The sequence below is a fragment of the Streptomyces sp. NPDC005728 genome, assembly GCF_040630895.1.
In the GTDB taxonomy this organism is placed as follows: domain Bacteria; phylum Actinomycetota; class Actinomycetes; order Streptomycetales; family Streptomycetaceae; genus Streptomyces.
In genome coordinates, this window is sequence record NZ_JBEXYL010000120.1 from 1 (window position 1) to 21,282 (window position 21,282).

At 69.4% G+C, this 21,282-nt stretch carries 21 protein-coding genes and 5 pseudogenes; 16 read left to right on the plus strand and 10 right to left on the minus strand.

Annotation, left to right across the window (positions count from 1 at the left end):
* A partial coding sequence (locus ABZ471_RS41870; RefSeq protein WP_359074253.1) for a hypothetical protein occupies window positions 1-228 on the plus strand: 228 nt, incomplete at its 5' end.
* Between the two features lie 354 nt (window positions 229-582).
* On the opposite strand, the gene ABZ471_RS41875 is transcribed toward ABZ471_RS41870, so the two are convergent.
* The gene (locus ABZ471_RS41875; RefSeq protein ID WP_359074255.1) at window positions 583-1,449 is read right to left on the minus strand and encodes a hypothetical protein; all 867 of its coding nucleotides are present in this window, start codon (window positions 1,447-1,449) and stop codon (window positions 583-585) included.
* Between the two features lie 110 nt (window positions 1,450-1,559).
* Between ABZ471_RS41875 and ABZ471_RS41880 the strand changes: the two genes are divergently transcribed.
* From ABZ471_RS41880 to ABZ471_RS41890, 3 genes are all read left to right on the plus strand, one after another.
* On the plus strand, window positions 1,560-2,405 hold the full coding sequence (locus ABZ471_RS41880) for a hypothetical protein (RefSeq protein ID WP_359074256.1): 846 nt from the start codon (window positions 1,560-1,562) through the stop codon (window positions 2,403-2,405).
* An 84-nt stretch (window positions 2,406-2,489) separates the two neighbouring features.
* Window positions 2,490-3,230, plus strand: a complete 741-nt coding sequence (locus ABZ471_RS41885) for a DegT/DnrJ/EryC1/StrS aminotransferase family protein (RefSeq protein ID WP_359074258.1) — start codon at window positions 2,490-2,492, stop codon at window positions 3,228-3,230.
* Window positions 3,215-3,640, plus strand: coding sequence for a hypothetical protein (locus tag ABZ471_RS41890; protein ID WP_359074259.1), 426 nt, complete (start codon window positions 3,215-3,217; stop codon window positions 3,638-3,640). Before ABZ471_RS41885 ends, ABZ471_RS41890 begins: the two co-directional genes overlap by 16 nt.
* Here ABZ471_RS41890 and ABZ471_RS41895 read toward each other — a convergent pair.
* Together ABZ471_RS41895 and ABZ471_RS41900 are read right to left on the minus strand one after the other, a co-directional pair.
* Window positions 3,600-4,805, minus strand: a complete 1,206-nt coding sequence (locus ABZ471_RS41895; protein WP_359074260.1) for a UDP-N-acetylglucosamine--N-acetylmuramyl-(pentapeptide) pyrophosphoryl-undecaprenol N-acetylglucosamine transferase — start codon at window positions 4,803-4,805, stop codon at window positions 3,600-3,602. The genes ABZ471_RS41890 and ABZ471_RS41895 overlap by 41 nt on opposite strands.
* Window positions 4,806-4,869: 64 nt before the next feature.
* Complete coding sequence (locus ABZ471_RS41900) at window positions 4,870-7,287, minus strand: protein kinase (RefSeq protein ID WP_359074262.1); 2,418 nt, start codon at window positions 7,285-7,287, stop codon at window positions 4,870-4,872.
* 376 nt (window positions 7,288-7,663) lie between these two features.
* On the opposite strand from ABZ471_RS41900, the gene ABZ471_RS41905 reads away from it, so the two are divergent.
* The 3 genes and pseudogenes from ABZ471_RS41905 to ABZ471_RS41915 all read left to right on the plus strand — a co-directional run.
* Window positions 7,664-7,870 (plus strand): DUF5988 family protein, encoded by a 207-nt coding sequence (locus ABZ471_RS41905; protein ID WP_359074263.1) that lies wholly within the window; start codon window positions 7,664-7,666, stop codon window positions 7,868-7,870.
* Window positions 7,871-8,184: 314 nt separating this feature from the next.
* Window positions 8,185-8,352, plus strand: a pseudogene (locus ABZ471_RS41910) (GGDEF domain-containing protein); the annotation flags it as partial.
* Window positions 8,349-8,612, plus strand: a pseudogene (locus ABZ471_RS41915) (hypothetical protein); the annotation flags it as partial. The pseudogenes ABZ471_RS41910 and ABZ471_RS41915, both read left to right, overlap by 4 nt.
* Before the next feature lie 63 nt (window positions 8,613-8,675).
* On the opposite strand, the pseudogene ABZ471_RS41920 reads toward ABZ471_RS41915, so the two are convergent.
* Window positions 8,676-8,798, minus strand: a pseudogene (locus ABZ471_RS41920) (hypothetical protein); the annotation flags it as partial.
* A 105-nt stretch (window positions 8,799-8,903) separates the two neighbouring features.
* Complete coding sequence (locus tag ABZ471_RS41925; protein WP_359074265.1) at window positions 8,904-10,457, minus strand: alpha/beta hydrolase; 1,554 nt, start codon at window positions 10,455-10,457, stop codon at window positions 8,904-8,906.
* 521 nt (window positions 10,458-10,978) lie between these two features.
* On the opposite strand from ABZ471_RS41925, the gene ABZ471_RS41930 reads away from it, so the two are divergent.
* Genes ABZ471_RS41930 through ABZ471_RS41940 form a run of 3 tightly spaced genes read left to right on the plus strand, consistent with a single transcriptional unit; the run spans window position 10,979 to window position 11,708 of the window.
* Complete coding sequence (locus tag ABZ471_RS41930; protein WP_359074267.1) at window positions 10,979-11,206, plus strand: hypothetical protein; 228 nt, start codon at window positions 10,979-10,981, stop codon at window positions 11,204-11,206.
* Window positions 11,203-11,481: a hypothetical protein gene (locus tag ABZ471_RS41935; protein WP_359074269.1), complete on the plus strand. Its 279-nt coding sequence runs from the start codon at window positions 11,203-11,205 to the stop codon at window positions 11,479-11,481. The genes ABZ471_RS41930 and ABZ471_RS41935 overlap by 4 nt, the downstream gene beginning before the upstream one ends.
* Window positions 11,482-11,504: 23 nt before the next feature.
* The gene (locus tag ABZ471_RS41940; RefSeq protein ID WP_359074271.1) at window positions 11,505-11,708 is read left to right on the plus strand and encodes a hypothetical protein; all 204 of its coding nucleotides are present in this window, start codon (window positions 11,505-11,507) and stop codon (window positions 11,706-11,708) included.
* A gap of 95 nt (window positions 11,709-11,803) precedes the next feature.
* On the opposite strand, the gene ABZ471_RS41945 is transcribed toward ABZ471_RS41940, so the two are convergent.
* The 3 genes and pseudogenes from ABZ471_RS41945 to ABZ471_RS41955 form a co-directional block, all read right to left on the minus strand.
* Window positions 11,804-12,367: a hypothetical protein gene (locus ABZ471_RS41945; RefSeq protein WP_359074273.1), complete on the minus strand. Its 564-nt coding sequence runs from the start codon at window positions 12,365-12,367 to the stop codon at window positions 11,804-11,806.
* 197 nt (window positions 12,368-12,564) lie between these two features.
* Window positions 12,565-12,951: pseudogene (locus tag ABZ471_RS41950) on the minus strand (RHS repeat domain-containing protein); the annotation flags it as partial.
* Between the two features lie 97 nt (window positions 12,952-13,048).
* Window positions 13,049-13,513, minus strand: a complete 465-nt coding sequence (locus ABZ471_RS41955; RefSeq protein ID WP_359074274.1) for an exonuclease domain-containing protein — start codon at window positions 13,511-13,513, stop codon at window positions 13,049-13,051.
* A 234-nt stretch (window positions 13,514-13,747) separates the two neighbouring features.
* On the opposite strand from ABZ471_RS41955, the gene ABZ471_RS41960 reads away from it, so the two are divergent.
* Window positions 13,748-14,890: a protein kinase family protein gene (locus tag ABZ471_RS41960; protein ID WP_359074275.1), complete on the plus strand. Its 1,143-nt coding sequence runs from the start codon at window positions 13,748-13,750 to the stop codon at window positions 14,888-14,890.
* Between the two features lie 963 nt (window positions 14,891-15,853).
* On the opposite strand, the gene ABZ471_RS41965 is transcribed toward ABZ471_RS41960, so the two are convergent.
* The gene (locus tag ABZ471_RS41965; RefSeq protein ID WP_359074276.1) at window positions 15,854-16,693 is read right to left on the minus strand and encodes an NAD(P)H-binding protein; all 840 of its coding nucleotides are present in this window, start codon (window positions 16,691-16,693) and stop codon (window positions 15,854-15,856) included.
* A gap of 92 nt (window positions 16,694-16,785) precedes the next feature.
* Between ABZ471_RS41965 and ABZ471_RS41970 the strand changes: the two genes are divergently transcribed.
* Window positions 16,786-17,238, plus strand: a complete 453-nt coding sequence (locus ABZ471_RS41970; protein ID WP_359074278.1) for a helix-turn-helix domain-containing protein — start codon at window positions 16,786-16,788, stop codon at window positions 17,236-17,238.
* Between the two features lie 476 nt (window positions 17,239-17,714).
* On the opposite strand, the gene ABZ471_RS41975 is transcribed toward ABZ471_RS41970, so the two are convergent.
* A complete protein-coding gene (locus ABZ471_RS41975; protein WP_359074279.1) occupies window positions 17,715-18,617 on the minus strand; it encodes a LysR family transcriptional regulator in 903 nt (300 codons plus the stop codon).
* A gap of 188 nt (window positions 18,618-18,805) precedes the next feature.
* Between ABZ471_RS41975 and ABZ471_RS41980 the strand changes: the two genes are divergently transcribed.
* From ABZ471_RS41980 to ABZ471_RS41995, 4 genes and pseudogenes are all read left to right on the plus strand, one after another.
* Window positions 18,806-19,099, plus strand: coding sequence for a DUF1330 domain-containing protein (locus tag ABZ471_RS41980; RefSeq protein WP_359074281.1), 294 nt, complete (start codon window positions 18,806-18,808; stop codon window positions 19,097-19,099).
* Between the two features lie 343 nt (window positions 19,100-19,442).
* A complete protein-coding gene (locus tag ABZ471_RS41985) occupies window positions 19,443-19,886 on the plus strand; it encodes a Mu transposase C-terminal domain-containing protein (protein WP_359074283.1) in 444 nt (147 codons plus the stop codon).
* A 262-nt stretch (window positions 19,887-20,148) separates the two neighbouring features.
* Entirely contained in the window at window positions 20,149-20,952 is an 804-nt protein-coding gene (locus ABZ471_RS41990) for an AAA family ATPase (protein ID WP_359074285.1), read from the plus strand.
* A 157-nt stretch (window positions 20,953-21,109) separates the two neighbouring features.
* Window positions 21,110-21,282, plus strand: a pseudogene (locus ABZ471_RS41995) (transcriptional regulator); the annotation flags it as partial.

Sequence of the window (21,282 nt, forward strand, 5' to 3'; positions counted from 1 at the left end):
CCCCGTCGGAACGCTTCTGGCGGGCCTCACCGTATCACCCGCTGTCACGCAGCTGTACTCGACCGGCTCAGCCCCGTATTCGTCGTCGGACTGCCCGGCCTCTTCCTCCAGCAGTACGGCACCCGGCGTGCCATGCTGGGCAGGCTGTGCGGCGGCAGTACGCGGGCTGCGGCCAGGGCCGCGGAGGTGTCACCGGTGGAGAACTCGGCGGAGATGCGGTGGAGTTGAACGGTGGCCGGGCTGAACCCGCCGCCGTGATCACGCAGGGGCTGGCGGTGCCGCCGAGGTCGGCGGCGATGGCGGCGGCCGCGTCCGTCAGCTCCCGCATCCCTGCCTTGCCACCCTGCCTCGCGGCGCTGTTGCGGCTGACTGGATCAACAGGCCGCGTTCGGCAGCGCCGCTCCGGGACACGCGGAGGCCGGGGTCGTCGGCGGCGGTGAGCGCAATCGACTGAGCCTGTCCTCCCAGCCGGCGCGCCGGGCGTGCACGGCCAGGTTCCGGGCGGCTTCTGCCACCGTCGGGGGGTGTCTGGCGGCTGGGGAGGTTCCGGACTTGCCCGCGCGGCCCGGACGGCGGCCCGGGTCAGGTGCGGAAGCGGGAGAGCCAGGTGCCGCCGGCCTTCTGCTCGGGCACGGCCTGGTCCTGCTCCTGCCGCACGGGCGGGGCCTGTTCAGCCTGGCGTTCGGCGGTGACGGCTCGCTGCTTGCAGTCGTCGCACAGGTGCGGGTGGGTCTCGCGCGGGGCGTCCCATCCGGCGGGTTCGATGGCCTTCCACCGTTCGTCGGCAAACCGGGTGCCGCAGCTGACGCACACGGGACGGCGGGCCTCACGCTCAGCCTTCTTCTGCTGCGCCGTGCGGCGCAGCTGCTCCTTGTCCTCGCGCTCGCGGGCTTCGTACTCGGCCCGCTGGCGGGCATCGTGGGCTTCCCGGCGGGGGTTGCCGATCGCCTCCAGGAGCGTCTGGTTCTCCGGGCGGCCGAAACGCCGGAAGATCGTCCCGGCCGGGCCGTGCTCCTTCAGCAGCTTCATGCTGGTGACCACGATGGGGAGCTTGCCGTCGTACATGTGGAAGCCGTCGTGGGCGGTGCCTTGCCAGTGCCGGCGGGTGAGCTCGGCCAGCTGCGCGGTGACGGTGTTGGGGTTGCGCGGGCCGACGCGGTTGAAGACCAGCAGCAGCGGTGGGTGCGGCTGATCGCCGTGACGGCCGTCGGGCACCCACCAGCGGGTGCGCCACATCGGCCGCTCGGTGCCGTCGGCGTCCTTCACCTTCCGCTGGCCAAACCGCATGTACTTGTCGATCTTCGCAGCGAGTTCCTGCGCGGACTCGTAGCAGTTGTCGATCTCCACGAACAGCAGCCGCACCCCGTCCTCGGGTGAGGTGAGCGCGATGTCCGCTTGGGCGCCGCCCTTGCCGGGGTTGGACCACGTTCCCGTCGCGGGCAGCGCCACCTCGGTCGCATACCGCGGCTGCTGGAAGCTGTGTTCTCACCCGGGGCCCCCGAAGAAACTGCGGCTCCTGGAGCAGGTTGGCCTGGGAACGTCCGAACACCAACACCTGGTTGGAAACGAAGAACTGCCTCGCGCGGGCACTCGTCCGGCTCGGCCGTCCCGATGCCGCCCAGGAGGTGTACCGAAACGGAGGCGTTCCCGCCTCGATGCGGGCCGACATGGCGCTGGCCCTGTGCCAGACCTCGCCTCAGGACACACTGCGGCTACTGGACGGCATCGACGACCGTGCCAAGTGGCTGGACCCGGACGGTCGCCCCCAAAAGATCACCGACAAGGACCTGGCCAAGGCGTCGGCGGCTTTGGAGGACCTGCAACCCGAACGCGCTACGGCCCTGATCGAGCGGGCCCTCAGCCGCATCCGAGGCCGGACCAACGACGACAAGTACCGGCAGGGGCTGCTCGACGTGCTGACGCATGCGGCTCCCACACGTGCCGCACACGTTCTCGCCGACCTCGCAGAGGAGCTGCGCTCCGACGATGAGTGGCCGCCCATGAGCCGCCACAGCCTGGCGCGGGCCGTGCTCCGCCTCGCCCCGCACTACGCCGCACAACTCGTCGACCAGGGGCCGCCTGCGGACCAGGGGGCGTACCGGTCGGTCGACCGGATCGCGGTCCTCGCCGTGACCGCGCCTGATCTCGCGGCCGAACAGGCGGCACGTCTGCTCGACGACGAAGACAACACGTGGTTCATGGACCAACTCGCCGAGGCACTCATCGGTGACCCGACGTGTTCCGGCGATCCGGCGCTACGGCCACTCGCCCGCCGCTGCGCCAGAGAGGTTCTCACCGGCAGCTACTGGGAGGATGCCCTGCCCGTACTGGCCGAACTGGAACCGGAAGCTGTCCTGGCCGTCCACGAGCGCCTACGGGAGCTGGGTGTTGTCGGAGCAGGCTGACGCGGCCGTCCCCGAAGTTCCGGAGGGCGGCTGACGACCTCAGAACAGAGGCTGGCGGCTCTTCCGGGCAGGCGATCATGCGGCTTGGACCGGTGCCATCGGTCGGCTCACTCGCTGTTACGGGCAGGCCTAGGAGGAGCCACTGTTGAAGACGCCGCGCACGCCTTCGGCTCCCGCAACGGCGCCCGCCGCGTCGGCGCGACCGGCGATCTGACTTGCTTCAGCTTCGGCCCGATCAAGAACCTCACCTGCGGGCAAGGCTGCATCGTCATCCCGCGCAGCCACGTCGAGGCCGACACCATCCGCCGGATCCGGATGCTCGGCGTCGTCCAGTGCCAGGCCGAACGCGCCACGACCACCCGCTACGGCGTCGAGCGCTTCGGGCTGCGCTACCAGGTGTCCGGCATCAACGCCGCCATCGGCCTCGCCCAGCTCCCGCACTTCGAGAAGACGGCGACCACCCGCCGCAGCCTGTGGCGCACGTACCAGCGAGCCCTCGCCGGCCTGAACGGCGTGACCCTGGTCGACGTCGATCCCGACCGCTCCGTGCCACACCTGTGCCAGGTCCTCATCCCCAACCGGGACGAGGTGCACATGCAGATGAAGGCCCGCGGCATCGGCGTCGGCGTCCACTATCCGCCCAACCACCTGCAGCCGGCGTTCACCCAGTGGCTGCGCGACTTGCCCACCACCGAGCAAGTCGGCCGGGAGACCCTGACGCTGCCGTTCCACCAGCACCTCACCGACACCGACATCGACCAGGTCGCAACCGCCCTCGGCCAGGCCCTGAAAACCGTGGGAGCCCCATCGTGCGCAAGGTCCTGACCGTCTGCCTCGGCAACTACTGCCGATCGCCGATCGCCGCGCTCGCCCTCGCCCGGCGGGGCACCGCCGAGCTGGAAGTCCGCTCGGCCGGGCTGATCGGGAAGTGGGAAGGTGAGCCCGCCAACCCAGTCGATGATCACCGCTGCTCGGCGCCTCGGCCTCGACCTCACCGCCCACCGTGGCCAGCAGTTCACCCTCGACATGCTCAACTGGACCGACAGCCTCCTCGCGATGGACACTGCCGTCCTCGAAACGCTCCGCGCGATCTGCGGCGAGGCCAACGAGCACAAGCTCGAGCTCTACCTCGGCGACGCGACGTCCCCGACCCGCTGGGCAACGACCAGGAGGCGTTCAACGCCTGCGCCGTCCTCATCGAGGCGGGGACGGCTCTCCACGTCGGCCACCAGTGACCGGCTCCCCGGACGCGGCGGACAGGATCTCGTCCACGAGCCTGTCGGCCGCGTCCGGACGGCCATACGCGCGGGCCCGCTCCGCCATGCCCCTCCGAAGGCGGGCATCGGCCAGGAGCGGGCCCAACGCGTTGCGCACCTGCTCCGCCGTCACATCACCTTCGAGCGCGACCGCGGCCCCGGACTCCTGCAGGTGCCGCGCATTGTGCGCCTGCTCGTTGCCCGCCGATGACGCCAGCGGTACGAACACCGCGGGCTTGCCCAGCGCGGTCAGCTCCGCCAACGTCCCCGCACCGCTACGAGAGATCACCACATCGGCGAGCGCCAGCACGTCCGGCAGCTCAGGACCGACGAACCCGGCCAGGTAGTACCGGCCCGCGAGCTCGGCAGGCAGCCCCGCCGCCCGCGCCCGCAAGCCCTCGACGTTGGCCGGGCCACACTGGTGCACCACGTTCGCCTGCTGCAGCAACCACGGCAGCACCTCGCCGACCAGCTCGTTGATCTGCTGCGAGCCCTGCGCTCCGCCGGTGACGTACACGGTCGGCAGCTGCCGGTCGAAGCCCCACAGCTGCAGCGCCTGCACAGCCCTGTCCGCGTGTCCGGACAGGACTTCCGGCCGTACCGGGTTGCCCGTCACCACGGCGACCTGCCGCGCCGACTCCGACAGCAGCGCCAGCGTCGACTCCGACGACACGCAGATCCGCGCAGCCGACGCCGCCAACTTCCGGTTCGCCAGCCCCAGCCGCACCGTCTGCTCGTGCAGCACCAGCGGGCGGTGGCACATCCGCGCCGCCAGCCCGGCCGGGACCGCCACGTAGCCGCCCGTCGCGAGCACCACATCCGGCTGGAACTGGTCGATGGCCCTGCGGGCCTGGATCACGCCGAGCGGCACCCGCGCCATGTCACGCACGTTCGCCGGGGACGCCAGCTTCAGCGGGTTCTTGGAGCGGCGGATCTTGCCGGTCACCACGGTGGTGAAGGGGATGCCCTCGGCCGGCGCCACTCTCGCTTCCAGGCCGGTGGCCGTTCCGATCCAAAGAGCCTCGAGCAGCCGACCCTCGGCAGCGAGCCGGGCCTGCAGAGTACGCACGGCAGTCAGCGCGGGGTACGTGTGTCCACCGGTCCCGCCGCCCGTGACGACGAGACGGAAAGGGGCGCTGTTCATCCGGGGCTGCTCCAAATCTGGCGGAGATCAGACGAGTCGCCACAGTAGCGGCTGCGGATGATCCTCACGGTGCCCGCTCCGGCACCAGGTGGTTCACGGGCGACGTCGAGGCGCTCCGCCGATGGCTCGGTGACGTGGACGCATCGGCGGGGGTGTACGGGGTGCCGTCGGCCGAGGTGACCGCGAGGGTGGTCGTACGGCCGCTGGGCTCGATACGGATGATGGGGATGGCCTTGTCCTGCGGTCCGCCGTCGCCACCGATGGTGATCCAGCCGCTCGCACCCGGCAGAGCCCGTTTCTCGCGCAGCGTGGACAGGGCCCGGTAGACGTCGGCGGCGGTCGGGTCGGACACGGCACGGTTGATCCAAACGGTCCGGGCGGCCGTCAGCAGGGCGTCGTACATCATGATCGCCCGCCCGTCCTCCAGATCGCTGTGCGGAAAAGTGGCGGCGAAGGTGCCGTCCCGGAAGGGGGCGACGGTCTCCGAGTCGAACGCCTCAGGGGCGACGTCCCAGGCTCCGGGGTGGGCCAGGCCGGTGTAGACCAGGTCGAGTCGGCCCGTGCGCAAGGCCGCGGCCAGATCGTCGGTGCCGAAGCCGTCGGTGCGGGTGACCATCACGGTGTCGTCCCCCGAAAGCACGGTCATACGGCGATCCCTGCACGGGCGGTCGGCGAGCGCGGTGAGGAACGCGGGCAGGGAGGTGCCGCGGCCTGCGAAGTAGACGACGTCGGGACGCGACGCGCACACATCGGCGAGCTGAGTGCGAAAGGTGTCGGCCAACCCGGGCTGCGACGAGTCGAACAATGTCGGCTCCTCGTCGACCAGCCGCCCGGTGGGGATGCGGGCGCGGAACTGTGTGGCCAGGGTGCTCGTGTACTGGTCCCCGGTGGCGACGTCCTGGACGAACAGGATCCTGACGTTGGCGCGTTCGCCCGCCGACAGGAACCGTACGGCGGCGGCCGCCTGGTCGGCGTTCACGGGTGCGACCCGCACCAGGCCGGGGGTGCCCGCCCAGGAATCCGCGGTGAGAACCGATCCGAACGCGGGCAGGCCCCCGGCTGTCAGCTTCCCGACCATGTCCTGGCTGGAGGCAGTGCTGCCGCCCAGGCCGACCGCGGCCACGATCCGGTCGGCATGTCGGCGTCCGAGCACCTGCCCGACGGCGTAGTCCCGTTGCTCGGCGGTGCCGCCGGTCTGGGCGAACAGCAGCCTGATCCGTTCCCCTTGCGACGCAGCGTTGGCCCGGCGCTGGGCCAGGTAGGCGCCCTCCAGGTCGTGGCGGACAGACTCCATCAGGCTGGTGCCGTCGTACTCCGCGGTGATCGGTGTCATGTAGACGACGGACACGAACGGCCGTCCACCTGGCTTGACGGACGCATCGACCACCCGCCGGTTCTCCTCGACGATCCGCGTCAGCACCGGCCCCAAGGTGCTGGAGGACCCGAGGCTCCTGGGCGATGACGCGCCGTCGGTCAGCAGACCGACGCAGCTGCGTGTCCTGTCGTCCCCGATGCTCCGCAGGCCGTCGGCGCAGCCCATGCCCGCGGTCACTGGGGGCCGCGGCGCATCGCCCTCGACCAGCAGGGAGGCGAGCACGGCCAGCGCGACGGCCAACACCCTGCTCCCGCCATGCCGGCGGCGACTGCGCGCGGGACGTGCCGGGCCGGAGTCGCTCATGCCCTCACCGACCCGGGCGGCCAGGCGCAGCACTTCTTCCACGCTGGGCCGCCGACCGGGGTCCTTGGCCAGGCAGCGGGAGACCAGGGTACGTAGCGGGCCGGGTACCCCCGCCAGGTCGGGCTCCTTGTGTACGACGGCGAAGGCGACCGCAATCGGCTCCAGGCCGGCCGCCTCGGGATCGTCGAAGGGGCTACGGCCGAGGGCGGCGAAGGCCAGCACGCTGCCCAGTGCGAACACGTCCGTCGCCGGGGAGATCCCCTGAGGCCCGTTCAACTGTTCGGGTGCCATGAATGCCGGGGTACCGACCATGCTGCCACTGCGGGTCAACGCCCGGCTCTGCGTCAGGGATCTGGCGATACCGAAGTCGATCACCCGGACGCCGTCGTCCGCCAACAGGACGTTGGCCGGCTTCAGGTCCCGGTGCACGATGCCCTGCCGGTGGATGTCGCGCAGTGCCTCCGCCAGCTGGCCGGCCAGCCGCGCGATGTCCGCAGCCGACAGGGGTTCGCCGGTCCGCACGCGCGCGGCCAGGGACTCGCCGACGACGTACTGGGTGGCCAGCCAGGGTGGGTCGCCGTCAGGATCGGCATCCACCACGGACGCCGTGAAGGCGCCGCTCACCTTGCGGGCCGCGGCCACCTCGCGCCGGAACCGGGCCCGGAAGTGCGGGTCGTCGGCGTACTCGGGGCGGATCACCTTCAGCGCCACCTGCCGCCCCGCGGCACTGCGCGCCAGGTAGACGACCCCCATGCCGCCGGCCCCCAGCCGCCGTTCTACGGTGAACTCCCCGATCCGCCGCACCTGCGGCAACGTACACAGCCCACTGCTTCGCAACCGGCACCCCCCACTCCCGCCACACGTTCGGGTGAACCCCCGCGTGCAGTGCAGCCACGATGCCGCCGCGCGGCTGGATGCGCAGCCACCCGGTGCTTGGGTTCGATGTCGAGTCCGACCAGGTGATGCTGCCGGCGGAGCCGCAGATCAGCTGACTGCTACCGCCGAGCGCCCTTCGTAGAAGATGTCGTCGCGAAGCATGGCGAAGAGGACGTCGGATGGGGCGTAGTCGAAGAACGCCCGTAGGGCGTCACCCACACGGTGGGTTCCGGCATGACAGGCAACGTGAGTGGAGAGCTCATGGAAGAGGGGAAACCGCGCAAACCACCCACTGAGGAGTTCCATGAGCAGCACACCGAGGGCGGTCCTCGAAGGCGGACCCGCCGATCTGCTTGATCGGGTCGTCACCATCACACCGCCTGGGACCGAGATCAGGGTCCAGCACAATGGCGGGTACGAGCACTTCGAAGCCACCCCACGTCTCCAGGACACGGCGGAAGGCCCGCTCCGCGTCTACGCCTGGACCTATCGAACCTCGATCGCGGAGTAGCGTCAGCCGGACACCTGGCTCAAGGTTCGGTGGCATGCACTCAATATCTGCTCGAACGCACCCGTGTGAGCCTTCCCTCGGTGGCAGCAGATCTACCGGCCGGCGTCCTGCGCGCGCTCGACACGCGAGCGATGCACGCCGCCGCTCGGTGAGGTGCAGCGTGCGCCCGGCGGCCTTCCGCAATCCGGGCAGGCGATGTCATACGGACCCGGCGCCCGCCGCCGGTGCTCCGCCTTGGCCCTGCGCTGCGCCAGGATGGGCTCGATCCGTTCGTAGTGGGGGATCTTCGACACGGCGCCTGTGCGGCCACGACCGGCGGCCGCGACCTGACCACGTTGCAGCGGGCCGCTGATGCCGCCCTGTACGACGGCAAGCACTCCGGCCGCGCGGTCCTCGCGACCGGCCAGCACGTCACGGTGCCGTCCATCAACGGCCGCCGGGCCGGACGTCGGGGCACCAGCGTCTGGAGGCGGGCCGCATGAGCGTCGCGACCCTGCCCGAGGGCGACTGGATCCGCGGCATCCGCATCAGGCAGCCGTACGCGGCGTGCATCCTCGCCGGTGCCAAGACGGTGGAGAACCGGCCCGCGCGGTGGCGGACCGACTGGGTGCTGCTGCACGCGAGCCAGAGCATCGACAGGCCCGCCCTCCATATCCCGCTGATCGGCCGCACGATCCGTGGCCGCGATCTGGTGACCGGCGCGGTGGTCGGCGTCGTCCGGATCACCGACTGCTACCAGGAGGCCGAAGGTTCTGCTGGTTAGTCCGGCTTTCAGAACCTGCGGAATGACCTGCGGTTGAGGTGGTCAGTTACCACGCGGGGCGTACATGGTCACGGCCATTCCTGTGAGGCAGACGAGGGCTCCGATGACGTCGAAGCGATCGGGGCGGTATCCGTCGCCGATCATGCCCCAGGCGATCGACCCGGCACCCACCCGAAAGCGGTCTCGGACCGGACGGTGTGGTGGTGCACGCCCGGGGCCCCTGCGAGCGAACCGGTGTGCTGACGGGCGCCCGGCGGATCCGTACGGGCCTCAGGACATGCTGCCCCGGCACACCGTCCCCGGAGCCGGGGTGCGGCCCGTGCGGAGGTAGTGGTCGACCGTCTCCGTGACGCAGCGGTTCTGCGGGTATGTGCCGTGGCCCTCCTCCTCGGCCGTCAGGAGCACGCCGACACCGTCGCCCAGGGCGCGGGCCATGTGGCGGGCGCCGGGGTAGGGGGTAGTCGGGTCGCCGGTGCCGCCGACCACCAGGACGGGGGCCGCGCCGTCGGCGTTCACCTGGAGCGTGGCGCGCTCGCCGTCGAACGGCCAGTCGTAGCAGCGGTAGACGCCGCTGGACCAGGCCGCGCCGAAGACGGGTGAGGCGGCTTTGATGCGGGCCTCGTCCCTGTCGAGGCGTTCGAAGCCGGGGCGCAGGCTGGAGTCCGCGCATGTGATCGCGGTCAGGGCGGCGCGGCTGCTGTCGCGCGGGGTCGCCGCGCGGTCGGCGGAGCCGACGTCGTCCGCGCCCATGCTCAGCGGACGGCCGTCGTTGTGGTCGATCAGCGCGGTGAGGGCCTTGGCGAGCGGCGACCAGCCGTCCGTGCCGAGGTCGAGATGGTCGCTGACGGCGTACGCGAGGTCGCCGGCGTCGAGGTTCCTTCCGCCGCCGGCCGGGGCGGGCTTCTTCTCCAGGCGGTCGGCCAGGCGCGCCATGCGCCGCGCGGCCTCCTCGGGCCCGTCGCCGGTCGGGCAGTGGCGGATACGGGCCGCGCAGTGCGCGGCGAACCGGTCGAACGCCACCTGGACCGCCTTGACCTGCGACACCTGTTGCTCGTCGAGGTCCTCGGTCGGATCGACGGACGCTTCGAGGACGAGCCGTCCGACGTGCGACGGGTACAAGTGGGCGTAGACCGCGCCGAGCGCCGTTCCGTACGAGACGCCGAAGTAGTGCAGTCGCTCGTCGCCGAGGAGGTAGCGCATCAGGTCGAGGTCGCGCGCCGTGTGCGAGGTGCCGATGTACGGGAGGAGCGCCTTGGAGTACTCGGCGCACGCGTAGGCCCCGTCGTAGCCGGTGTCGTCCGCGGTCTTCCCGCAACGCACGGGGATGGTCGCGCCGACGCCGCGCGGGTCGAAGGAGACCAGGTCGTAGCGGTCGAGGAGCGGCTCGTACTGGTTCAGGAACTTGGGCAGTCCGCTCACGCCGGACACGCCGGGGCCGCCGAAGTTGAGGACGAGCGAACCGATGCGCCGGGCGTTCGGGCCGGTGGCCTTGCGGCGGATCAGGGCGACGTCGATCGTCCTGCCGTTCGGTTTCCGGTAGTCGAGGGGGGCCTTCATGGTGGCGCAGTCGTAGCCCGTGCGCGCGGTGGGCGGCGAGGTGCAGCGGGACCAGTGGAGGTGCTGGCCGGTGGTGAGCGCAGTGGGCAGACCGGCGGGCGGGTTGCTTGCGGTGAACTCCGTACGCGGCTCCGCACTCCGGCCGGGAGCGTCGTGCTGGAGCCAGGCGCCGACGGCCCCGATCACGGCGAGGACGACCCCGGCGATGATGCGCGCACCGACCCAGAGGCCCGGTCTATGGCTTCGTATCGGATGTGCGTCACTCATCGAAATCCCCGCGCTCCCGCCCCTGGACGCCCGCCCCGTGCCCGCATGCCCGGACCCGTGATCGTCCGATCGTCGAATGCGTGCAGGGTACAAGCCGCCTCCGACAGCACGGCTCGCGAGAGTGCCCAGAAATTTAGACCGCCCCGTGCTCCCGCGACTTCTCCTGCGGTCCGGCCCGGCGTGTGCCGGACGCCGGGCTGCTGGGTGTGCGGCGGCGAGGCCGTCACCGGGGCGGGCTGTGGCCGGGGGCCGCGGGCGACGGCGCGCTCCCGCATGCCGTCCTGGAGCCTGGCGGCCAGCCGGGCGGCTACTTCGAAGGTCCGGCGGGACTGCTCCACCGTGTCGACATCGACGCCGGACTCCTGCTCCAGAAGGCGGCCGGCCCTCCGGCCGGTGTGGAACGGCCGCGGGTGCGACCTCGATGCGGCAGGCACGGCGACGGCGTACGGCCGGGAGCCCAGGCGCTCCGCACAAGAGGGCAGGTCAACAGCCTGCCTCGCTCACCACCAGGAGGGACGTTGATGTCGCAGATCCCCAGCTCGGACGCACCAGAATCACGCATCAAACGCAATTCCCCGGGGTCCCCGCCCGGTACGGAATGGGCGCACCCGGGCGCGTGGCACCTGGTGCTCGCGGACGTCCAGGCGCTCGCCCTGCCCATCCCCGCACGCGGGCAGGTCGTGCGCTGGAGGCCATCGCCAGACCTGGTGGCGCAGGTTTTCCAGCAGCTGCCCGACTTCCGGCCGTGATCCGCACGCGAGGCAAGAAGCCGCTGTTCGAGCCGGGCCTGGTCCCGGCTCCCGGCGACCTCCTCGAATGGCGCGACAGCCAGCACTTCGACCGCTGGCAGGACCTCCCCTGCGTGCTGTGCGACAAGCCCACGCCCATGCGCTCCCACTACGGGGAGCCCCTGCACAAGGCGTGCGCTGAGGACTGGATCGCCGCGAACCCCACCGAGGCCCGCCTCGGCAGGTTCGCCTCCGACGTCCAGGCCAAACGCCGGCGCGACGACGACCACGCCTGAACCCCTCCACCCGGAGGCCTCCCATGAGCAGCACCCAACGCGACGTCGACCACGCCCTCGCCTACCCCGAGCCGCCCGCGTCCCTGCTCTGGCACCGCGACGGCGCGAAGGCCCGTCCGCTCACGCCCGCCCAGCAGCGGCGCAACCTCGAGCTGCTTGAGCTCGCCCAGCGCACCACCCGACCCCGCTCCCCGCGCACCACCGAGACCCTGGCAGAGGCCAACTGATGGACACCAAGCACTGCGCCGTAGACAGTCTCAGGTGTCTCTAGAGGAGCGACCATGGTGTTCAAGACCGGAGTCGCCGAACGGGACGAGTGGTGCTATTCGCCGGACTGACCGTTGACGCGGTACTCCTCGGAGGGCATCGAGTCCCATTCAGTATTCGCGCCGTCGCGCGTCACCATGAACAACGGACGCGATCGGAGGACCAGACCAACTAGTTGCCCGCGCATCACGACCCCGGGATCATCCGGTCCTGCGTAGCCCTCGGGCGTGTAGCGAAAGTGCACGTCCATTGCCTCGGCATACGCGATTGCTTCGCTCTCCAGCTCCGACAGGTCTCTCCCGACCAGCGGGAGTCCGTCATACGCGACCTGAGGGCCGTGCACGGCGTCGGCAGCGATGCAGAACAGCCCCACAGCTTGGCTCACATAGGCCGTCACGGCAGTCGGTGAAGGAGCCACCCCGCGACGGTGGACTTCGACCTTCCAAGTCGGCGTGAAGAGCGCGTGGTCCTGTGCACAATCTCTGACCTTCGTCTGCCCGAGCATCTCAGCCGCCTCGACTACTTCGTCGACGGTCATACCGAACCGGAGCGGTCCGACGCCGACGGTCGGCGAATAGCACCACTCGTCCCGTTCGGCGACTCCGGTCTTGAACACCATGGTCGCTCCTCTAGAGACACCTGAGACTTGCCGCCGCCCATCATGTCAATCGCCGACGAGCAGACTGCCGGGTGCCGCCGAGCTCGCGCAGATCGCTCAGCGCGAGCCCCATCTGGGCTCAGCCGCGAATACGCGACACCTGAACATGCGAGCTCACCAGTCCCGGAATACTGCAACTCTCGAATACCGACACTTCACCAGGTGAACACCACCCGTTCGACGACGGTTTCGCCGTCTGGTGCCAGGCGCAGTTTTGCGGTGCGGCGGCCCAAGGGGTCGTAGGTGTAGCGCCAGCGGGTGCCGTCGGGGGTCACCACCGAGTTCAGGCGGTCCTCTGCGTCCCATTCGTAGCGCCAGGTGTCCGGCTTGCGGGACAGACGGGTCTTCTGACGGAGGGTGATGCGGCCCAGGGCATCGTGTTCGTAGCGGACGTTGCCAGCTCGGGTCAAGCGGGTACCCGTGTACGACCGGGATCCCACCGCTTCCTGCCCCGGGTGCCCGGTCGGCCACGAGGCCTGGGTCTGGTTGCCCGTCTCGTCGTAGGCGTAGGACTCGGTCCAGCCGGCCGCGTGCACCGCCGTCACTGGGGAGGACTCACCGACGGCGACCTGGAGGTTCACCCTGCTGGAGAGGGGTGTCTACACCTGGGGTGAGCAACCCCTGTAATCGGATGGCCGACTGTCATCTGACCTGCTCGAGTGTGGTCAGTAGGAGTCGGCAGTTGGTGACGGCCTCGTAGCTGCTGCCTAGGGGCTGATAGCGGTAGGAATGGTGGTGGGCTGACCACAGGCCCTTCCATGCAGCGTACGGCCGCATCGCGTCCACCCACGTGCACTGTCCCAGCCAGGCCTGGGCCTGCGTTGTACTGCGGAAGTACCTGTACAGCTCACGCTCCAAGACGGTGCGGTCGAAGGCTGCGTTGTAGGTGAGACAGCGGCGGCGGTACAGGAGCTGAGCGAGGTGCGGAACGAACGCGGCGAAGGGTGGTGCGGTCGCAGCTTGCTGCGGGGTGATGCCGTGCAGCGCTGTTGCTGCGGGAGCGATGTCGGCGAGCGGGTTGAGGTGTTCGTTGAAGAGCACGTTGCCGTGGCGGTCTGTCAGGCCGATCTGGACGGCCCATGCATCGGTGAGCGTGGTGGTCTGCACGTCGAGTACGACCAGGCGGGGACGGGGTGAACGGATGCCGTTTGTGCAGTTAGAACGCTTGCAGTCGTGACCGTGAGAGATCGGTGCCGGGGGCGTGTCATCATCTGAGGCGGCGTCCGGGGCCAGCGTTCCGGGCGACTTCGCGTACCTGCTCCTTCCGCAGGCCTGGCGGATAGGCTCGACAACGTGTCGCGAGATCACCAAAGCCCTGGTTCCGGGCACCCAGAGTCGTCCATGCACCACCCGGACCCGCGGTATGCCGCGCGGCTCGCCACTTATGGGACCGTGGCCACGCACCTGTCCCTGTTCAGTGACCGTCGGCTCGGCGAGGTGGTGGCTGCAGCCGACCCGCTTGGGTCCGGCATCGGCGGCAGGTCGGCGGAGCTGGACATCGACGGCACGCGGGTGTTCGTCAAGCGGATCCCGCTGACGGACACCGAGTTGCGGCCGGAGAACGCGCAGTCGACGGCGAACCTCTTCGGACTGCCGATGTTCTACCAGTACGGGGTGGGCTCAGCGGGGTTCGGGGCCTGGCGGGAGCTGGCCGTGCATGTCATGACCACCAACTGGGTCCTCGGGAACGAGTACGAGGGCTTTCCGCTGATGTACCACTGGCGCATCCTGCCCGACTCCCCTCCCGAAAGGGTCGCCGACGAGTTCGGGGGCATCGACGGGGCGGTCGTGCACTGGGAAGGATCATCGGCCGTGCGTGGGCGGCTGGAGGCTATCGGCCAGTCTTCGTCCAGCCTGGTTCTCTTCCTGGAACACGTCCCGCAGACACTCGCCAGCTGGCTGCACGACCACCGGACCGCCGCGCCGGAGGGCGGGGAGAGCTCGCCGTACCCGTGGGTGGAGCAAGCCCTGGCGCGCGGCACCGCCTTCATGAGCTCGCACGGACTCGTCCACTTCGACGCCCACTTCGCCAATGTCCTGACCGACGGTCAACTGGTGTACTTCGCGGACTTCGGACTCGCCCTGAGCTCCCGCTTCGAACTGTCAGCAACCGAAACGGAGTTCCTCTCTAATCACCTCGTGTATGACCGCTGCCACACCATAAGCCATCTGCTCCGCCACCACCTGCCCGATGGCCTGCGCGGCGATATGGAACACGAGGCGTTCCTGCGCGAGTGGATCGCAGGCCACCAGCCCGGTGACGTCCCGCGCGAGATCGCCGCGATCATCGACCGGCATTCCCGCACTGCCGTGGTCTTCGGCGAATTCGCCCGTCGTCTGCTCACCGAGAGCAAGCGGACGCCATTTCCGGCCGCCGAGATCGAGCGGGCCTGGGCACGCCAGAAGCCGGTTAGGAACACGACCGACGCGAGACGCACCTGCCGTCAGGAGGCTGATCCGCAGACCCCGTTCTACCGGTCATAGCCGGGAGGAAGAAGAACACCTACTTAACACGCTGTAGCGGTAGTGGCTGACGCGGTGCCGCGTCATCGAGCCGCCACGCGCGGGCTGGGGAGTTCGCTGGTCTGGAGGGTGGCGAAGTCGGTGTGGGCCTGGGCGACGGCTTCGGAGTACGCCTCGCGTTTGGCGTGTTCGGTAAGCGCCCGGTAGATACTCGCAACAGAGGGGTTCTGTCCCTTGCGCTTGCCGGTGGGGATGATCAGGTCGGGCTGGATCGGGCCTGAGCATCGACCCGGCAGAGCGGGCCTCGCTCTCCGAGGAACTTGGCCGATGCCCTGACGTGCCGATCACCGTCACGCTGGCCCGGTAGCCTGGCGAGGGCAGCACACCGCCGCGGTGCCGTCCGGCACGCACCGGCCCCCACGCATCGCTTCCTCACCGCGCCGGCCGGTGCCGCGGAAGCGGGGGGTCCGGGGGGCTGGCGAAGGCACTCAGCAGCCACCGCCTCCAGCCCGTTCCTTTCCTCGAAGCGCGGGACTCCTGCGGCGTTCTTAGGCTGATGTAGGGTCTCGCGGTTCGTGTCCTATTGTGGGGCTGTGAGCTGCGGCTGGTCCTGGTGTCTCACGCCGTGTCCACGCCAGCCAGTCTCACGGTTGCGTCCGAATCCGCGGGCCGGCCACGAGGAGCGGGCGGCCGGCCCGCAGGAGGCCATCCACAGGACATAGTTTTTCTTCCTGGGAGCTGACGTCCGCGCCTGAGTCAAGCCAGTGGAACGAGAACTCGACCCGTTCACCGGGACCGAAACAGCCGGAGAGATCCTCGACTCCCTCGCCCGCTCCTGCCCACGGATCTCCGTCGCAGGACACCAGTAGGACCCTGTCAGATCGCTCCGGCTCTTGAGCTCTGGTTGGTGGTGGGCGGTGACGGGGCCGCCCCGTGCGGCCGTAGTCGCACGAGGCTGCCCGGGCGTTTCAGTGGAGTTGTGTCTCAGCGGAATGCCGCGATGTTGCGGTCGACCCAGTCATTGAAGGGGCGTGGGGCGCGGCCGAGGACTCGTTCCACGTCCGGGCTGATCCGCAGTTCGGCCGGGTTCGGGGCAGCGATGATGTCCAGGGTGTCGTCGGCGAGTTCCGCCGGCACGAACTGGGTCATCGTGGCCTTGGCCTCGTCGCGGGTGAGTTCGTGGAACCGTACCGGCGAGTGGAGGGCGGCGGCGATGGCTACCGCCTGTTGACGGGGCGTGATCACCTCCGGCCCGGTCAGCTCGAAGATTCCGCCGGTGTGCCGGTCATTCAGCAGACAGGCCGCCGCGACCTCTGCGATGTCGACCGGGTCGATGACCGGCACCCCTATGTCGCCGAAGGGTGCGGCGACCGTCCCGTGCATGCGGACGGACTCCGCCCAGGCCAAGGCATTGGAGGCGAAGCCGCCCGGTCGCAGGACGGCCCAGTCCAGGCCGGACTCTCTCAGCGCGTCCTCCACCGCGCGCATCGCGACCCGCGACGGGCCGAGCGGCCTGGTCGCCACACCCTGCGAAGACAGCAGGACGACCCGGCGGACCCCACTGGCCGCGGCCAGGCCGATGATGTCGGCCGGCCTCGCTTGGGGGGCGTGCAGGTCGCCGGAGAGCAGGAGGAACAGCGCCTTCGCGCCGTCCAACGCGGCCGCGAGGCCCACCGGTTCGGCCAAATCGGCCGCCACGTGCCGGACGCCGTCCGGCACCTCCACCGCGTGCCGCGACACCGCTGTCACCCGCTCGCCCGCCTCGGCCAGGGCCCGCGTCAGAGGCCGGCCCACATTTCCGGTAGCCCCGCTCACCACAATCATGTTCAGCTCCTAGTCCGTTGTGCGCTGCGGCAATTGACGCTAGGAGTAGGGCTTACTTTTCGTAAGGACATACCCAGAGGTAAGCTCCGGACATGAGGGAAGGCGCGCAGCTGACGCAGGCCGGAACGAGCAATCGGTATGACGTGTTTCACACCGACTGCCCCGCGCGCGACGTGGTCGACCACGTGACCAGTAGGTGGGGCATTTGGGTGCTGATCTCGTTGCGGAGCAACGACCTTCGGTTCTACGAGTTGCGCGACAGCATCCAGGGCATCAGCGAGAAGATGCTCGCTCAGACCCTGCGCGCGCTGGTCCAGGACGGGTTGGTCCGGCGGGAGGTTGCGCCGACGACGCCACCCCAAGTCACCTACGGGCTGACCGAGTTCGGTCAGGACGTCGGCGAGCCGCTGACGGACTTGTTCAACCGGATCACACGGCGGCTGGCAGTCGGCGGGGCGTCCGCCACGGAGCGGCTGAGCGCAACAGGCCGCCCAGCCAGTCTCAGTTCCGTGGCCGATCGGCCACGGAATGGCCACCGGCCGTGAGATTCGGCCAGCCGATCTGAGATCCCACAGCTGATATGGGATCTCAGAACGCGCGTCACATGCCGACGCTGTGGCCTGCCGCTCTCTGCTCATTCTCACGCCGATGGCCATGCTTCTGTCTCAGGAGCGTGGCCATTTCCGGCCTCGGGGAGCAATGGAACAGTGGTTGGCGTTAAGCATTGACCGACGTCATGGACGCCGTTGACGGCGGGCGTTCCCGCCGGTTACCCGTGCTTGTCCGGTTCGGCGTCGGCGAAGGCGCGGTATCCGCCGAGATCTCGGGCTGGGCGAGGACGTCCGCGGTGTACGACTCGGACCGGACCCGGGGCCATCATCGGATGCTGATCCGCCGGCGTAGCGAGGTCGTGTCGGACATTCAGCAAGACCGCCGTCGTCGTCATCACCGCGAAGTCCGCCGGGGGCAGGGTCTTCGGCCTCGCCACCGCAGGCGTCCGTCTCGCTTGACCTCTTGCGCGTCAGTCCGGCAGCCAGTGCAGCTCGTGCGCCAGGGTCTTGGCGACGGCACGGATGCGGCGGTGTAGTGGTGACTGCTCGCGTGGGAGGACCAGGTGGATCGTCAGGCTGGGCGCGCCCCGCAGCGGTCGCCAGGTGAGACCGGCCGGTTGTGCCGTGGCTGCGGCTTCTCCGGCCGGGGCAAGGGTGACCCCGTCGCGCAGGTCGCGCTGAGACATGTCGAAAGAGACTGCGGGCGTGTGGAATCGGGGGTGTGGTCGGGTGTCTCGGAACAGTGCGGACAGCTGATCGTGGATCACGGGGTTGGCCGCACGGTCCGGGAGTCGCAGCGGATACGCGGCCGCGTCGGCGATCTCGATCTCCGGGTGTTCGGCCAGCGGATGGTGCTGCGCCAGCTGGACCCCGACGCGCGCACGCCGCAGCAGGAACCGGCGCACGCCACGGCCCGGCTGTTCACCGCGGGTGATCCCGGCATCGATGCGGCCGTCGGCGACCGCGGGGGAGATCTCCGGTGTCGCCATCGGGACCGCGCAGACCTCGAGTCCGCTGTTGCCGCGAATCAGCCTGTCCACCAGGGCCGGTGCCGTCTCGGCCCCGGTGCTGAGGCTGTATCCGATGCGCAGCGTGCCCAGTTCACCGGCCGCCGCGCTCCGGGCGGTGTCCCATGCCCGGTCCAGCGCCGCCAGCGCGGGCGGCGCGGACTCCGCCAAAGCCGCACCGGCCGTGGTCAATACGACGCTACGCGTGTTGCGGACCAGCAGGGCCGTACCGAGTTCCGCCTCCAATCGGCGCATCCGGGCGCTGAGTGCGGGCTGTGCGATACCGATCCGTGCGGCCGCGCGGGTGAAGTTCAACTCCTGCGCCAGCACCAGGAAGTACCGCAGGCTCACCGTATCCGGCGCCACGTGCCCTCCCTGCCGATTGATAACGATCCGTTCTGAGTCTATCCCGTACCGGTCTTTCCCTCGACCGCACATCAAGCCCTAACCTGCGCATATGACGATTCAACTGACCGCAGTACAGGTCGCCGGGATCGATCGATCTGAGTGTCAATTCGAAGTCGGACGTGTCCGGCCGTACACAGGAGGTTTCCATGGCTAAGGGCTACTGGGTCAGTGTCTACCCCGCCATTTCCGACCCTGAGAGGCTGACTGCCTACGACAAGCTGGCCCGTCCGGCTGTCCAGGCTGGGTGCGGGCGCCTCCTGTCCCGTAGCGGTCGAGTCGTCGCCCACGAGGCCGGAATCACGCAACGCGTCATTCTGATCGAGTTCGACAGCTTTGAACAGGCCGTCGCGGCATACGAGAGCGAGGCATACCAGAAGGCGCTGGTGGCCCTCCCCGACGGCGTCGAGCGCGACTTCCGCATCATCGAAGGCATCGACTGACCGGCGGGCCAGCCATCGCTGAGCATCCGTCACCTGATACGCACACGGTGCTGAACGACGACTCACGAGACGAGTTCGAAGCCATGCCCCGCGTCCCAGTTCGTCGTCGACGTCCTCGACGGCCTGATCCCTGTCGGGCGGATCGAAGAAGCGACGCGACGTCCGGGCCAGCTGGACTGTCTCGCTGACCTCGTCGACGAAACTGAAAATCGAACGGTTCTTCCGCACCGTCCGTGACCAGTTCCTGGTCGAGCTCGACGAGGAACGCGTCGGCCAGATCGAGCATCTCACCGAGCTGAACAGGCTGTTCACCGCGTGGGTGGAGACGGTCTATCACCGCGCGGTGCACTCGGAGACCGGGCAGCCGCCGATCGAACGCTGGCTGAGTTCGATTCCCAAGCCGCTGCCGCTGCCGTCACCAGCGGACCTGCGGGAGGCATTCTTGTGGTCGGAGTTCCGTACGGTGACGCAGACCGCGACGGTCAGTCTGCACGGCAACTCCTACGAGGTCGCCCCGATGCTGGCCGGGATGAGGATCGAGCTGGTCTTCGACCCGTTCGACCTGACCGACATCGAGGTGAGGGCGTCGGGCAAGGCCCTGGGCAAGGCGGTCCCGCATCACGTCGGCCGCCATGCCCACCCCAAGGCGAGCCCGGAGACGCCGGCCGAGTCGGCGCCGCCGACCGGGATCGACTACCTCAAGATCCTCGACGAGGCACACACCGCGAACACCGCGAAGGGCATCAACTACTCGTCCTTGATGGACGATTCACGGGGCCGGCAGTGAAGCCGTCCCGGGCCGAGGAGTTGTACTTCCCCCCGAGCCCGACCTGTTCATGCTCACGCCCCGCGAGCTGGCCGACCGGACCCTGGCCCTGGCGGAGGTCTGCCTGCCACCGGGCCGAACACGACGCCGGCGCCCTCGACGCTCCCGCCGTCCGCTCCGCTTTGCGCGCGGTCCGTCTCGCCGTCCGGCTCGGACAGCGGGCCACGGCCGACGAACTGGCCGTCGCCGAGGCGGAGTTCTGCCCCTGCCCCAAGAGGATTCCTTGATCGACCGTGTCCAGGGCTACTACGGATTCACCCGCGTCCCCTTCGGCCGGGACCTGGCTCCCTCGATGCTCCACCAGCAAATTTCCCACCGCGAGGCCGCGGCCCGCATCGCCTGGTGCATCAACAACCGGGCGATCGGCGAGGTCGGCGCGGGCAAGACCGTCGCCCTCAAGGGTGCCGTCTCCTCCCTCGACCCGGCCCGCTTCACCGTGATCTACCAGCCCAACCCCGAGGTCGGCATGCGCGGCCTCTACGACCGGATCGTCACCAGCCTGGGCGGCACCCCGAAATACCAGTCCGCCGCTCTCCCAGCTCAGGCGTCCGCCGCGCTGGCCGCCGAGGTCGACGAACGTGGACGCACTCCCGCGGTCGTGATCGACGAGTCGCACCTCCTGGACCACCACGAGCTGGACGCGATCCGCATGCTCACCAACTACGACATGGACTCCACGACGCCATTCGCGGTGTGGCTGATCGGGCAGCCCACCCTGCGCAAGCGGATGAAGCACGGCGTCTGGGCGGCCCTGGACCAGCGGATCTCCATCAGCTACCAGATGCCGACCATGACGAAGGAGGAAACCGCCAGCTACATCAAACACCACCTGACGATCGCCGGACGATCCGATCCGCTGTTCTCCGACGACGCCGTCGACCTGATCCACCTCACCAGCCGCGGCCTGCCCCGGTCCGTCAACAACATCGCCCTGCAGTCCCTCATCGCCGCGTTCGCCGACGAGAAGAGCATCGTGGACGAGTCCTCCACCCGCCTCGCCATCACCAAGACGCACGCGACCGAGTAACCGCCAAACCCCCGTCGATCAGGCGGCAGCGGCCCGCAGATCCCCAGCCGTCAGCAGCGACAGCAGTCCGATGCCCTCGGCGGCGAGGGCATCGGCACCGCCTTGCTCACGGTCGATCACGCACAGAGCCTCCTGCACCTGAGCCCCCAGAGCACGCAAGTCCGCAGTCGACAGCACGATCTGTCCACCACTGGTGACCACATCTTCTGCCCAACTCGACCGTCTCGCCGGCACAGTGGGGCTCGACACTGTGGAGCTGGGGATCATCCCCCTGTCCTCGTCGGTCAAGATCCCCCCGGCTACCGCCTTCTGGCTCTACGACGACCGACA